This is a genomic window from Nonomuraea corallina (assembly GCF_027620315.1).
Lineage (GTDB): Bacteria > Actinomycetota > Actinomycetes > Streptosporangiales > Streptosporangiaceae > Nonomuraea > Nonomuraea corallina.
Genome location: NZ_JAPNNL010000191.1, coordinates 1 through 13,808 on the forward strand (window position 1 = coordinate 1; position 13,808 = coordinate 13,808).

General features: G+C 73.1%; 11 protein-coding genes and 1 pseudogene. 2 read left to right on the top strand and 10 right to left on the bottom strand.

Going from position 1 to position 13,808, the window contains the following annotated elements; all coding sequences use genetic code 11:
• The 3 genes from OUY22_RS31425 to OUY22_RS31435 all read right to left on the bottom strand — a co-directional run.
• Positions 1–540: thiolase family protein (locus tag OUY22_RS31425; RefSeq protein WP_270158874.1), on the bottom strand; the 540-nt coding region annotated here is incomplete at its 3' end.
• Entirely contained in the window at positions 537–1,949 is a 1,413-nt protein-coding gene (locus OUY22_RS31430; protein WP_270158875.1) for a class I adenylate-forming enzyme family protein, read from the bottom strand. The genes OUY22_RS31425 and OUY22_RS31430, both read right to left, overlap by 4 nt.
• 7 nt (positions 1,950–1,956) lie before the next feature.
• A complete protein-coding gene (locus OUY22_RS31435) occupies positions 1,957–2,556 on the bottom strand; it encodes a biotin transporter BioY (RefSeq protein WP_270158876.1) in 600 nt (199 codons plus the stop codon).
• Between the two features lie 191 nt (positions 2,557–2,747).
• Here OUY22_RS31435 and OUY22_RS31440 point away from each other — a divergent pair, with 191 nt between their 5' ends.
• Together OUY22_RS31440 and OUY22_RS31445 are read left to right on the top strand one after the other, a co-directional pair.
• A complete protein-coding gene (locus OUY22_RS31440; protein WP_270158877.1) occupies positions 2,748–3,380 on the top strand; it encodes a DedA family protein in 633 nt (210 codons plus the stop codon).
• Positions 3,381–3,449: 69 nt separating this feature from the next.
• Positions 3,450–4,271: a hypothetical protein gene (locus OUY22_RS31445; RefSeq protein WP_270158878.1), complete on the top strand. Its 822-nt coding sequence runs from the start codon at positions 3,450–3,452 to the stop codon at positions 4,269–4,271.
• On the opposite strand, the gene OUY22_RS31450 is transcribed toward OUY22_RS31445, so the two are convergent.
• From OUY22_RS31450 to OUY22_RS31480, 7 genes and pseudogenes are all read right to left on the bottom strand, one after another.
• On the bottom strand, positions 4,250–4,507 hold the full coding sequence (locus OUY22_RS31450; RefSeq protein WP_270158879.1) for a hypothetical protein: 258 nt from the start codon (positions 4,505–4,507) through the stop codon (positions 4,250–4,252). The genes OUY22_RS31445 and OUY22_RS31450 overlap by 22 nt on opposite strands.
• Positions 4,504–11,481: a nucleotidyl transferase AbiEii/AbiGii toxin family protein gene (locus OUY22_RS31455; protein WP_270158880.1), complete on the bottom strand. Its 6,978-nt coding sequence runs from the start codon at positions 11,479–11,481 to the stop codon at positions 4,504–4,506. Before OUY22_RS31455 ends, OUY22_RS31450 begins: the two co-directional genes overlap by 4 nt.
• Positions 11,482–11,484: 3 nt before the next feature.
• Positions 11,485–11,835: a hypothetical protein gene (locus OUY22_RS31460; protein WP_270158882.1), complete on the bottom strand. Its 351-nt coding sequence runs from the start codon at positions 11,833–11,835 to the stop codon at positions 11,485–11,487.
• A complete protein-coding gene (locus OUY22_RS31465) occupies positions 11,822–12,169 on the bottom strand; it encodes a YbaB/EbfC family nucleoid-associated protein (protein ID WP_270158883.1) in 348 nt (115 codons plus the stop codon). Before OUY22_RS31465 ends, OUY22_RS31460 begins: the two co-directional genes overlap by 14 nt.
• Before the next feature lie 168 nt (positions 12,170–12,337).
• A complete protein-coding gene (locus OUY22_RS31470) occupies positions 12,338–12,730 on the bottom strand; it encodes a hypothetical protein (protein WP_270158884.1) in 393 nt (130 codons plus the stop codon).
• Positions 12,727–13,578, bottom strand: a complete 852-nt coding sequence (locus OUY22_RS31475; protein ID WP_270158885.1) for an SseB family protein — start codon at positions 13,576–13,578, stop codon at positions 12,727–12,729. The genes OUY22_RS31470 and OUY22_RS31475 overlap by 4 nt, the downstream gene beginning before the upstream one ends.
• 29 nt (positions 13,579–13,607) lie before the next feature.
• Positions 13,608–13,808 (bottom strand): annotated as a pseudogene (locus OUY22_RS31480) (phosphoribosyltransferase); the annotation flags it as partial.

Sequence of the window (13,808 nt, forward strand, 5' to 3'; positions counted from 1 at the left end):
GGCCACCGCCTTGGCGTGGCTGGCGGCGGCGTAGGCGTCCTGCCGCTCGCGGCTGACGCCGCGCGCCGTGCCGAGGGCCTCCGCGGCTTCCCCCATGTCCGGGTCCGGATGCCCTTCCGGGGCGAACGGGGCCCGCTCGTACGGTGACCCGCCCCGATGCGCGCGCACCGGCGCGGTGGACGCGCTCTCGGCGCCCCCGGCGATCACGCGGTCCATCTCCCCGCTCCGTACGGCCTGGGCGGCGATCAGGATGGCGGCCAGGCCGCTGCCGCACTGCCGGTCCACCGTGACGCCCGGCACGGTCTGGCCCAGTCCGGCGCGCAACGCCGCCACCCGGGCCACGTTCCCGCCAGGCCCCATGCAGTTGCCCAGCACGACGTCGTCCACCGGGAGGTCCTCAGGCCCGGCGAGGTCGCGGGCCACGGCGGCGATCACCGGGGCGGCCAGGGCGTCGACCGGCGTCGCCTTGAACGCGTGGCCGGCCGTGCCGATCGGGGTCCGGCGGGCGGCCACGATCACCGGGTCGAGCCGCGCCGTCACGGCAGCCTGCGCAGCTCGGGGTCGCCGGCGGCCAGGCGGGCCGCCAGCTCGGCGCGGGCGGGCTTGCCGGTGGGGGTGCGGGGCAGTGCCGCGACCGCGTACCAGAGGCGGGGACGCTGGGCGGCGGCCAGCCCGCCGCGCGCGACCCTCTCCAGGGCGGCCCTGGACGGGAGCGGCCCGTCGCCGGTCTCGACCACCGCGGTCACGACCGCGCCCAGGCCGGGGTGCGGCGACCCCGCGACCACGACGTCGCCCACGCCTACCGCGCGCCGCAGCACCGCCTCGACGTCCTCCGGCACCACCGTCGCGCCCCCGGTCTGGATCGCGCCGTCGCCGCGTCCGCGCAGCCGCAGCGGCTCTCCCGGCGGGTACGGGTGGGCGAGGTCGCCGACGCTCATCCACTTGTCCTCGGCCTTGAGCGGGCCCGCGACCCCGTCCAGATAGCCTTCGGCCAGCCACGGGGAGCGCGCCCACACCTCGCCGCGCGGCGGCCTCACCTCGATCTCGACCTCGGGGAACGGCCGGAGCCCGCCGCCGTCGGCGTCCACGGCGACGAAGGAGAGCTCGGTGGCGCCGTAGTAGGCGACCACGCGCACGCCCGCGCCCTCGGCGCGTTCGCGCACCCCTGCAGGGAGCGCGGCACCGCCCACCACGGCGACCCGCAACGGCCCGCCGTCGGGCAGCGCGTCCAGCAGCTCAGGGAGCAGGTGCGGCACCAGGTGCGCGGCCGTCGCCCGGCGCAGCAGCTCCGGCAGCGGTCCCGGCGCCCACCGGCCCGGCGCCAGCACCGTCGCGCCCGCGGCCAGCGCGTGCACCGCCGCGAACCCGTACAGGGAGGACACCAGCGGCCCCGGGACCAGCACCGTGTCGTCCGCGCCGATCCCGGTGATCGCGTTCAGCGGCTCGAACGAGCCGGTCCAGGACGCCCGGGTGCGGACGACGGCGCGCGGCCGGCCGGTGCTGCCCGAGCTGAAGCACGCCCACGCCAGGTCGCCGGGCGCGGCCGCGAACGGCGGCGCGTCCCCGACCCCGGCCTCGACCCCGGCCTCGGACCCGGCCTCGACCCCGGCCTCGGACCCGGCCTGGGACCCGGAAGGGAGGGTCTCGACGCGGAGGTTCGCCGGGACGCCGTCGCGCAGCGCCGGCTCGTACAGCAGCGGAACGGCCCCGGCCAGGTCGGCGGCCAGCACGGCGATCAGTTGCTCGACCGGGTCCGCCAGACAGATCCCCACAACCCATGGCCCCACGCCCCCCGGCCGGTCTGTGAGCCGGTTCGCCCGGAGGGCCGTCGCCGTTTCGCGGGCGCGGCGGGCCAGGTCACCGTACGTGATCTCGCCGTGAGGGCCGGACACGGCGATCCGGCCGGGACGGACGGCGGCGTGCCGGATGACCTGCGCTGCGACTGGCATGTCCGGGTCAGTCCTCCTCGCTGGATCGGGGACGCGCGGCGTGGACGGCGGGGATCGCGCCCGGGTAGGCGCGCTGCACCCCCCGTGCCACCACGGCGGCCAGCACTGCCTTGGCCAGGTCGCCCGGCACGAAGGCCAGGGTGAACAGGGCCGCCTCGCCCAGCGAGAGACCACCGGCGATCGCGTACACCGGGATGCCGCACAGGTAGACGATCCCCATGCCGCCGACCAGGCACGCTACCAGCAGCCGGACCAGACCCGGGGCGCGCCCCCCAGGACCTCCGCGCTCGGCGATCCAGCCGGTCACGAACGCGCCCGGCAGCCAGCCGAGCAGGTAGCCGGCCGTCGGCGAGGCCAGGACGGCGAGCCCGCCCCGCCCGCCGGCCAGCAGCGGCAGCCCCACCGCCACCAGCGCGATCAGCACCGCCACCGCGAGTGCCGCCCGCCGTGAGCCCAGCAGCAGCCCGGCCAGCATGACCCCGAAGGTCTGCAACGTGACGGGCACGGCGCCGCCGAAGACGTACAGGCCGGGAGCCAGGCCCAGCACCGCGATCAGCGCCGCGAAGACGGCCACCCGGGCGACGTCTCCAGGGGGGAACCACTTCATCGCTACTCCTCAAGATCGCTCTCGTAAGTGGCTGCGAACTCGATCCCACACCACCCGGACAGTCCACGCGCATGGAGGGTCGCCACAAGGTTCGCCGCCGAGGAATGTCTCAGGTGGATGGGGGTGTGACGGATCGGGAGGAATACGCGCCCCTGTACGGGCTAGAGACTACGTGCGACGAAGGGACGCGCATGACATCCAGTGGTATGAGCGCGCTGGTGGAGTGGGTCACCGGGCTCATGGAGACGCTCGGCGCGCCCGGCGCCGGCATCGCGGTCGCGTTGGAGAACCTGTTCCCGCCCATCCCCAGCGAGGTCATCCTGCCGCTGGCCGGGTTCACGGTGAGCCAGGGCGACCTGGTCTTCTGGCACGTCCTGGTGTGGACCACGCTCGGCTCGGTGGTGGGCGCGCTCGCCCTCTACGCGGTGGGGGCGCTGCTGGGCAGGGAACGGGTGCACGCGCTGTTCGCCAAGGTGCCGCTGCTCAAGCCGGAGGACGTGGAGAAGAGCGAGGACTGGTTCGCCAGGCACGGCCGCAAGACGGTGTTCTTCGGGCGGATGGTGCCGGTGTTCCGGAGCCTGATCTCCGTTCCCGCCGGGTTCGAGCGGATGCCGCTGCCCACGTTCACGCTGTTCACCACGATGGGCAGCCTCATCTGGAACACGGCGCTGGTGACCGCCGGATACTTCCTGGGCCGGCAGTGGTCGATCGTGGAGACGTACGTCGGGATCTTCACGTACGTGGTGATCGGGCTGGTCGTGCTGGCCGTCGCCGTGTTCGTGTGGAAGCGGGTGCGCGAGCGCCGGGAGTCCCGGCAGAGCTGATCCACCCCGGCCGTCAGGGATCGCCTGCGGCTAGATTGGACAACGGTGATCTCTCGGGTGGAGGCATGGATGTGGGAAGAGCGGTTCGCCGACCTGTCGGCGGTCGCCGCGCGGCAGAACGGCCTGATCACCTCGGTGCAGGCCGCCGGCGTCGGCGTCGAGGAGGCCGCTCTGGCCCGCTTCGCGGAGACCGGATTGCTGACCGAACTCGACTGGGCCGTCCACCAGTTGGCGTGGAGCACGCTCGGCCCCCGGTACGCGTACCCGTACGCCGCGTGGCTGGCGCTGGAGCCGTCGAGGTTCGCCTGGGAGAGACGGGCGGCGGGCGTGGACGCCGCCCTCTCCCATGAGTCGGCCTGCCGTCTGCACGGTCTCGGCTCCGTCCCCGGCAACTTGATGATCTTCACTGCGTCCGTCGCGCTGGAGGGGCCACGGGCCACGAAGGTGCACCTCGCGCCGCTCGCGCCGGAGGACGTCACGGTGGTCGAGGGCGTGCCGGTGACGACGGCCCAGCGCACGATCGCCGACCTCCTGGCCGACTGGACCGACCACGGAGTGGTGCGCGGCGTTCTCCTGGACGCCGTGCTGAAGGACCTGGTCGACCTGCGGTCCGTGCACGAGGCGGTGGCGCCGCTGGCCGTGCGGCACGAGTTCCCCGCTGACGGCGGCGACTTCGTGCGCTATTTCCTGCCGGACCTGGCGCCGTCCCAGCTGTCGCCGCGCAATCTGCGGAGCTGGGCCGCCATGGTGCTCCCCGACCGGGTCGCCCGGGTGCAGCCGGGGGCGGCCCGGCTCATCGCCGACGCGGGAGGACAGGCGGACGCCCGGGCGAGCTGGGACCTCGCGGCGGACATCGTCGGGCGGTCCGGTCAGACCGGCTCCCCGGGGTAGAGGTCCTCCCAGAGCCGCCTGAGGAACGACTCGGCGCTCCCGTCGGGATAGCGGACGGCCCGGAACAGGCCGGGCGGCACGTCACCCGTGCGCAGAGCCCGGCGCAACTCCGTCCGGAAGCGCGTCATCTCGTCGTCGTCCCTCCGGGCCAGCCGCCGCAGGCTGCCGTAGGCGGCCGCGTCGGCCTCCGGGTGGCAGTACGTGCCGCACACCCGCACCAGCACCGGCTCGCTCATCCGTCGTCCCTTCGCGCGGGCGGGTCCACGAACATGGTGGAGATCTCGTAGCCGTTCCGCTCCCTGGTGGGCTGGAAGAACAGCTCGACGGTGCCGCCGGCGAAGCTCTCCATGGGGGCGGCCAGCGGCTCCGGCCCCTCATGGCGACGGTCCGGATCGCGACGCGCCAGCACCCACTGCCAGCGGTTCGCCACAGCGGCTTCCGGGCCGCCCTCCCCGGACACGATCCGGTATCCGGAACAGTAGAGGTGCCCGTCGGGCCCCAGCAGGTCGCTGATCGGCAGCGACACCCGTCCTGGACGCCGGTCCGGGTCGAACGGCGCGGTGAGGGCCCGGCGGACCTCCGGATGCTCCACGGCGCGGGCGAAGGCGACCGCGAAGGCCACCGGATCGTTGATGGCGGTCGCGGTGTCGGGGGCCCGGTGCGGCGCGTCGCCGGGACGGAAGGCGTCGGTCGAGCGCGCCCGCAGGGAGGGGTCGGTCTGCGCCGGGTCTTCGAGGCGCGCCACGCGACCCTCCAACCTGCCGTCGGCGGCGTAGCCCTCGTGGCGCGCGAGATGGTGTCCCTGCCCCAGGTCCACGGCGACGAGCACCCGCTGGACGGCGGGGTCCAGGGTCGCCGCCGCGGCCAGCCAGGGCCGCCGGGCGGCATTGCGCGCTATGTAGTCCGCCGCCTCCTCCGCCGTCACCGGGGGCAGCCCGGCGGCGGAGGCGTCGAACCGCTCCAGCACCTCGCGGGGCGTCGGCCCGCCCTCGGCCGGCGGCGTGTCCAGGCGCGCGGCGTACGGCTCGACCGCGGGTGTGGTGACACGGCTGACGGCATGACGCAGCTCGGCGATCTCCGACCGGTCGAGCTGGAAGACCCGGAGGTCCGCCACGCCCTGGCGCAGGAAGTCAGGGGTCGCGAGCAGGGACTTCAGCACCTCCGTGACGGCCGTCGCCCGCCGGCTCAGGTCCGTCGCGTACGCCTGGGAGATCCGGATGGCGGTACGGTCGATCTCGTTGCGCTCCCGATGCAGCACCGTGTACGGATGCACCACCGAGACGCCCTCGTACTCCTCGTCGGTGGTGAAGCGCGGCTCCAGCACGCCCAGCAGGGTCAACCGGATGGCATGCCATTTGCGGCCGATCTCCTCCGGGGTGCGGGCGTCGGTGCGAAGCCAGCGGCGCAACTGCTCGGCGTAGTAGGCGCTGCGCCGCCAGTCGGCCTCCGACCAGGGCATCCAGATCTCTCCACGCAGGGCGACGCTGCGGCCGAGCCGCTGCGGCCATCGATCCATCTCGCCCGTGCGCACGAGCCGGTCGATCCGGTCCATGGTGACCGCGACCCGCGCCGCGTCGTAGACGGCGACCGGCTGCCCGCGACGGTTCTCCGGATCCGGCAGGTCGGGGCCGAACAGCAGCCTCCGCATCGCGGGCAGGGCCGCGGGTACGGGGGGCGCCGGGACGGGCCTTCCTCCATCGCCGGAGCGCGGCGCTCCCGACGACCCGTCGACGGGCTGCTCCGCGCCCTCGTAGGCCCAGCGCTGCCAGTAGAGCAGCCACCGGTTGCCCTTGTTCCCGTCGTGCTCGCGCGCCTCGAAGTACACCGTGGGCACGCCGAGCATCGCCGGGATCTCCAGCGCGCCGCTCTCCATGCCGACCTGGACGACGTCGTGGCCGCTGTTCAGCTCGTGGAAGAACAGGGCCTGCTCGCCGTAGCCCAGGGTCTGGCCCCCGTTGCGCGCGGCCTCCCAGAACCGCACCAGGGTCTCGGTGTCGACGCCGTCGAGCACCCCCGCGTCCCGCCACGCCTCCGCCAGGCCGGGACGGCCGGCGAAGACGTCGTCACCGAGCAGGACGATGCGCCGTGCCGGGTGTTCGGCGCGGATGGCCTCGATGGTCTGGCGCAGGATCTCCGGCCGGGTGTCGAGGTGCGGACCGTGCCGCCCGCCGACCGGCTGGCCCCGCGTGTCGCGTACCCAGAGCAGGGCGTACGCGTCGGCCTGGCCGTTGGCCGCGCGCAGCCGTTCGACCACCGCCCGAGCCCGGGACGAGCGTCGCTCGGCGGTGGCCCGGTCCGGCCCGAGCATCCTGTCGATCATGCGCTGCCTGGCCTGTGCGGGATTCGCGCGGATCGCCCGCAGCGCGAAGTACTGGGCCCGCATCCACTGCGTCTGGCTGTAGTGGAGCTTCTGGCTGGAGTTGGCGAACGCCAGCCGGACCCTGTGCGGCTCGATCCCGTAGTCCTCGATCAGGCGCTGCCGCAGCCCGAGCGCGTCACGCAGCGGTTGCGCCTGCAGCTCGACGAGATCGTCGATCAGGGTCGCCGGGTCGGCGTCCGCGATGCTCTCGCCCCGGACCAGCCGTCGCATGACGGCGGCGTCGGCCTGGTAGGCGGGGACACCGGCGGGGACGGGCCCCAGGTGCGCGACATGCGCCTGGTGCGCGTCCCACTCGTAGGTGGCCCTGCCGCGGTCCGGCTCGAAGGCGATCTCTATGGTCAGCTCCGGGTCGGCCATGAGGGCCGCCGCGTGGCTGTACAGCTCGCCGCGCTGGTGGGAGTAGAACCGCAGGTGCTTGAGGTTGGCGTTGTCCGGTCCCGGGATGCTGGTCAGCAGGACATAGGCGTTGTCGTACATCATCCGGCCCACGATGTGCTGCAGCTTCTCCGCGGGCGCGAGGTCGACCCGTGCCTTGAGCGCGTTCAGCTGGGCGTCGAGCCCGCCGGCCGACAGGCCGTCCCAGCGCGCGACCATGGCGGGCTCGGCGTGGACGGCCGACGGCGGGGCGCTCCTGGGGAGCACGATCCGCGTCACGTCGGCGGTTCCCGCGCGAGCGGGGAGGCCGTCGCCGGCCGCGGGTTCCGGCGCCCCCTCCGCGGGCACCCACTGCCGCCGCTCCGGATCCCAGCGGCTCGGTGGAGGCGGCTCCTCGCGCAGCATCGGGTCGAGAAAGGCCGCCGCCACCGGCACGGCGTCGGCCAGACCGGCGTAGGGCAGGCCGGGCGTCGTCCTGGCGTACCCGTCGAACTTGCGGAACCAGTCGGGGCTCGGCACCTCGAACGCCGGCGGGACCTTGAGGTTCTCGCCCTGCTCCAGCCGCCAGGCGAACTCCCGGTGCAGCATGTCGTGCGTGGCGGGCCCGTCCCAGGGCGAGTTGATGATGATCATCAGGACGTCGACCAGGTCCTGCGTCCGGTAGGGCAGATCGCCTGACTTGCAGCTGAACAGGCCGCCGCCGCGGGAGATGCAGTCGTCGCAGCGGGTCTCCAACGTCCTGATGCCGTGCGTGTACATGCCCGAGACCTTGTGCGCCAGCGTGTCGTCCAGGGAGATGACCCGCAGGGGTGGACTCTCGTCGGGGTGACCGGTCGTGAGGATCTGGCGGGGGAACGGGATGACGTCCGGTTCCTTCCATACCGGGCGCGTGCGCGGCGGGGCGAGGTCCGCGCTGAGGCTCATGATCTCCATGTCGCCGCAGTAGACCTTGTGCGAGATCCGTACGGCCTTGCCGTGCAGGATGTAGGACATCGACTCGCGTTCGAACCTGAGATGGTCGCCGTGGTCGCGGGCGAGCGCCGCCTCGTACTCGGCGGCCATGACGTCCGGGTGCGCGTCGCCGGACATGCGGACGAGGTCGACGTCCGTGCTCGCCCGGCCGCCCGGGTTCCGGGAGAGCATGGCCTGCCCGCCCTTGAGCATCCAGTCGTCCGGATTGGCGACGAAGATCCGGGCGAGGGCGCGCTGCAGCGCGAACTGCTGCAGCTCGTCGAGCGGAGTCGTACCGCGGCGATCCGCCTCGGCCCGGACCTCGTTCATGAGGTGACGCCAGAACCGCAGGAACTGCCGCGGATTGCCGTCCTGCGGGCGCGGGCTGTGGCTCGCGCGAAGCCCGTAGGCGGCGTCCTGCGCGGATCGGGCCGCAGTCTCGGAGGGAGCGGCCGGGAGCGGGCCGAGCTGATCGCGCACGCCTCTGAGCAGCGCCGAAGGGCCGCTCTCCCCGGGTACGGGAGTGACGGTCGCCGACACCGAGGCCAGCGCCTGCACCTGCGCACCGGTCACCGGGGCCGAGGCATCCCGGCCGAGGAGCAGGTTGATCCGCTGCCGCAGGACGTCGGCCCCCGGCGGCTGGTCACCCAGCAACAGCGTGGACAGCCGCCGCAGACCATGGAGATCCTGGGCGGAGAAGGAGTACTCAGGGCCGGTGCCGAACAGCAGGCGCGCCGTCGTGACGAGCGCGTCCGTGTACGTCAGCTGATCCCGCGTCACCCGCTGCCCGTCGCCGAACAGGAGGTTCGTGCGCTCCAGAAGGCGCAGGTGCTCCATCAGCGGGCGATCACCCGCCGGGAACCTCTCCAGCAGGGCGCGCACGTCTCCGGGCAGGCGAGCGGCCGGGTCGTACGCCGGGCGCGACCACTCCTGCGGGTTCACCGGCGCGGCCGGACGGTCGAGGGGGACCTTCGGCCGTGGGAGCCCGTCCAGGACGAGGGCGTGCAGGTGGCGCAGATGGCGGTCGCGCAACGACGTCGCCTCGGCCACCGTGCGCCCGTCGCGATCCAGCACCGGCCTGCCCTGGGCCCAGAAGAGAGTCGCCTGGCCGAGCAGGTTCGCGTCGACGTGGACGGCCCTGTCGGCGAGGTGCCGGCGATCGGCGGACCGGGGATCCACGTACTCGTCGAACAGGCCGAACAGGTGGAGCGTCTCGTGCGCGAAGACGACGGGCTCCATCTCCGCGTACCAGCTCATGAAGTGGATGGGCGGCCGGTTGCGGTAGGCCGCCAGCTGGTCCAGCGGTGTCGTGATCAGTTCGCCCTGGCCGTGCCAGCGGTCCCTGTCGGCGAAATCGACGGCGCGATGACCGGTCCCGGGGTACAGGAGGACGACCCGGTCGTCCGGGACCGACGGCGGTGCGGGCTCGAACTCCATCCGCACGTGCAGCTGCGAGCCGTCGGGCAGTTCGTGCTGGTGGTTGTAGTACAGGTCCACGCCCTTGAGCAGGTTGGCGTGCGCTGTCGCGATCTCCGCCTGGGTCATGCCGGGCGCCGCCCGGTACGGGACCTTGACCGTGAACTCGGTGACGAGACGCTGCGAGCCCCGCCACGGGACCAGGATCTTACGCGCCTCGACGGGGATCGCCCCGGGTGCGGGCAGGCCCGCCACGGTGACGGGGGCAGCGGACACCGAGCGCCGCAGCCCTTCCCACTGGGGGGCCAGCGGGACGGCGCGCGCGTCCAAGGCGTTGGCGAGCTGCTGCGGGGGGCCGGGCGCGGGCTCCACGTTGAGCACCGGTGTCCTGATCGCATGGTCCAGGCTCGCGGCGGCCACGCCGACATTGGCCGTCGTGCCGACGCCCGGCGTGGTCTCCCGGGAAGCGGGTTCGGCGGACCGGGCGGGCGGGGCCGGCTCACGGAGTTCGGGCCGGCTGTCCGCCGGGGCGTTGATGAGGTCGTCGATGCGGGAGGTCGGCTCCGGCCTACGGGCGGCGTCCGGCTCCTGGCCGCCGGTGGGAGGCGGACCGTGCCGTCCGCGCTGCTCCGCGTCCCCCGGTGTCCTGGTGGCGGGCTGTCCCGGGTCCGTGTTCGCCTGCGGAGGCGTCGGCGGCTGGAAGGACGCGGGTGCGGCCGAGACGGACCGGGTGCCGGCTCCGGGATTCGGGGCGATGTTCGCGGGCTGGGCCGGGGTGCCGGGCTGCCGGTGACTGCTGCTGTCGGGCCCGGTGGCCTGCGCCGGCTGCCCGCTTGACGGCCCGGTGTCGTTCAAGGACGACTGCAGGCCGGCCGGCGCCGCCGCCGTCCCGGCCCTGGCCAGGTCGGTGGCGGCGGCCGTCGTGGTCGCGCGGTCCAGCGCGGCGACAGGGTCGAAGAGCGCCCCGGCCACGCCGGGGTCGAACGGGCTGATGCTGTTCGTCCGGCCAGCGCCCCCCATGAAGCCGCCGAGCAGCGAGTCGGCCGTCGGCGGGCTCCATTGCCCGTACACCAGCCCGTTGGCCACGAAGCTGCCGGCCGGTGAGGCCACCATGTTGTTGAGTCCGGTGTTGAGCGCCCGCCCGGGGAAACGGCGGAGCGCGTTTCCCCAGCCGGGCAGGTCGGCGGCGGTGCGATTGAGCCGCCCGATGCCCGGGATCGCGTTGGTCACCGCGGACACGGGCTGGGCCAGCCTGGTGCCGACGACGGCGCCGGTGCCGGCGCCCAGCGCCGCCGCCAGGCTCTTGTCCCAGTCGTAGCCGGACCGGGTGCCCATCTTGATCTGCTGGAGCTGGGTGTAGGCGTCGATGAACACCTCTTCGCCGATCTCCTCCACCAGCTCCCGCGCGATCACGGCAGGCCCCAGCCGACCCGCCAGGGAAGTGCCGGCCAGGGTGGTCAGCCTGGTCGCGGCCGTGACCGCGATCGGACGTGAGGCCGCGAGCCCCAGCCGGGAGAGGATTCCCGCGATCGTGGCGCGCAGGCCCGCCGCGGCCGTGCCCACGGCGGCGGTGCTCGCGCCGGCCGAGAAGAACGCGGAGACCAGCGCGATGCTGATGGCGATGACGGCCACCCAGAAGGCCACGTTGATGGAGATCTTGGAATACTGCGTCTCCAGCGCGAAGGCGTCGACCTGGCGGGCGTACTGCGTGTGGCCGCCCATCTTCGCCAGGACACCGGTCTTCTCGTCGTACATGCGCCCGATCCTGGTGAAGGAGGCGGGCCTGGCAGGTGAGTTCCACTCCGACGCGATCGTGCGCAGCGCCTTGCCCGCCGGATCGAGGGAACCGGCGTACACCCGAACGCCGTCCAGGTGCCCGTCCCTCAGTCGCCAGAGCGCGCTCTCGCTCGCCTGGGGCCAGGCCTGGCCGGCTGAAAGCATCGGGATCAGCCAGTGGACCACCCAATCGGGCAGCGCTTCGGTCTCCCACACCGGTCGCACGTCGGTCGTCGCCGCTCGTCCGAAGCCTTCGTCGGACGGCAGACCCGCCGAGGTCTGGGAGTTGACGTCGCCGCGGCCCCCCGCCACGGGTCAGATGTCCAGCACGGTCGGCCGCCGGCTCAGGTCGGACTCGATGGCGGCGTCCGTGGCCCGGGAGGTGGCGATGGTCGTGCGCAGCCGCGATCCCGCGTCCACGATGTGCTCCACCAGTTCGCTGCCGGTCTCGACGAGTCGGCTCGGGCCGTCGTTCATCAGGTAGGCCCGGGCGAAGGCCCGGCCTTCCGGGCCGTCGCCCCACGGTGCGGTGTCATGCAGCTCTTTGATCGTCGTGGCGGCCGTCGCCCATTCCCTGCGCAGTGAGCCGGACATCGTGTCCCATTGCGAGATCCCGTTCTCCAGCACCGGACCGAGATAGAGGACCTGCCGGTCAGGCGGTGCCACCTGAGTGCTCCTTTCCGGCCATCTGGTCCGCCAGCTGCTTCATCACGGTGTCCAGGTCGCCTTCCAGATGCGCGCGCATCTGGTCGGCGGGGATCAGCGGGTCGAAGATCTCCAGGACCCGCTGCCGCGATCGGGCGGCCGCCCGGCGCACCGTGTCGGTGATCACGTCGGCCAGGCGCCGGGAGTCAGGCTGGCGGTAGATCCGCGGGTCGATGTCGAGCCTGAGCAGCTCGCCGCGGGCGTCGACGGTGGCGGCCACGAGCCCGTCACGCGACTTCTCGGTCGTTCGTACGGCCTGCGCCTCCCTGCGCAGAGAGTCCGCCTCGTCCTGCATCCTCAGGAAAGTCCGGCGCAGCTCTTCTTCGTATGCCCGCAATTCGGACACGTCCGGCTCAACAGCTCTATCCATCCCTTTAGCCCCCGAAGCCACGGGAATATCTGCCGTTTCCGTAAACTAGCAAGAACCGCATGAAAGCGCGGTCGAGTTAGCGCCGTCCGGTGGTCACACGCACGTGAGGAGGGTGATCTCCTCGCGGAGGCCGGACACCTCGTCCCGGGGCACCAGGCGCCGGTGCACGCCGCGCTCGATCCGGCCGAATCCCAGGTCAGCGGCCACGGGAGTCAGGCCGCCGACGTATTCGACCAGCAGCTCGCCGTCTTCGTCGCCGAGCACGACGCAAGGCACGCCGCGCCACTCGCACACCGTGGTGATGTACGTCACCTGCTCGCAGTCGGCCGCGGGCACGGGCCGTACCCACCGGCCGGGCGCCACCTCGTCGAAACCTTCCAGCGGAGAGCGGCTGCGCAGGCGGAGCCACACCCCCTCGGCGCGGGACTCCGGCGAGGCCGGGTAGTCGGCCCCCCGCCACCGGGCTTCGTAACGCGGCCGGCTCACGACGTCTCCCGGAGCAGCAGCCAGGTTTCCAGGTCGCCGTCGTAGACGGCACGCCTGCGGAACACGCCATCGGCGCCCAGCTCGACGATCTCAGCCCCGTACGGCAATAGGACAGAGTCGATCTTGTACTCGCGGATCGTGTGATCGACGTGAGGCACGAGCCCCATGCCGACGAACGGGGCCTCCTCGATCACGGAGCCGGCCACCGCGAGCATCGCCTCTTCTGTCTCCCCGCCGTAGGGGGTGGGGTAGAGCTCGAAGCCGATGGCGGGCCAGCGGAGGATGTTCACGGCGTCCAGGTCGGTCAGGACGTCGTCCCGCAGCAGCGCCTCGGCGAGCAGGGCCGGCGTCGCGATGTGCGACACGTCGAGCGCGTGGTGACAGTAGCCCGACACCCGCGGCCTGCCGTCGTCGAGCAGCGCCTGGATCTCCGAGGGATGCAGGAGCTTTTGCACCAAGGGGACACCCGGGGTCATGAGATGGTCCTGCTGGAGCGTCGGCACCGCGACCCTCGCCACGGTGCCGGGCTCCAGGAGGAACTCGGGTTCCAGGCCGGCGTTGATCGCCAGACCCCAGCGCGGGTCGGGATAACCGGCGGCGAGCTCCACCATCGAGCTGATCCTGTGGTGGCGCACCGCGCCGTTCGTGGCGGCCTGGAGCGCGGCCTCGGAGGTGTAGGCCAGCACCCAGGTGCGACCCCCGGCCGGCAGGGTCGCCCAGGCCGGCGGACCGTGCTCCTCGACGGGGAGGGCGAGGTCGGCCGCGCGCAGCAGACTGAGGCAGAGGCCGATCTCGCCACGCGTGCGCGCCTCCAGCAGCCGCTGCTCCAATGAACTCAGCTGCCACACACATCCCACCCTAGTCGGCGCTGAGGCCGTCAGGGGGCGAGGTGCGCGGTGAACCAACGGGCGGCCAGGTCGGCGACCTGTTCCAGCGCGCCGGGCTCCTCGAACAGGTGGGTGGCGCCGGGGACGACCTCCAGGCGGGTCTCGCCGCGCAGCTCCCGCTGGGCCTGCCGGTTCAGCTCCAGCACCTGCTCGTCGTGGCCGCCCACGATGAGCAGGGTGGGGGCGCGTAC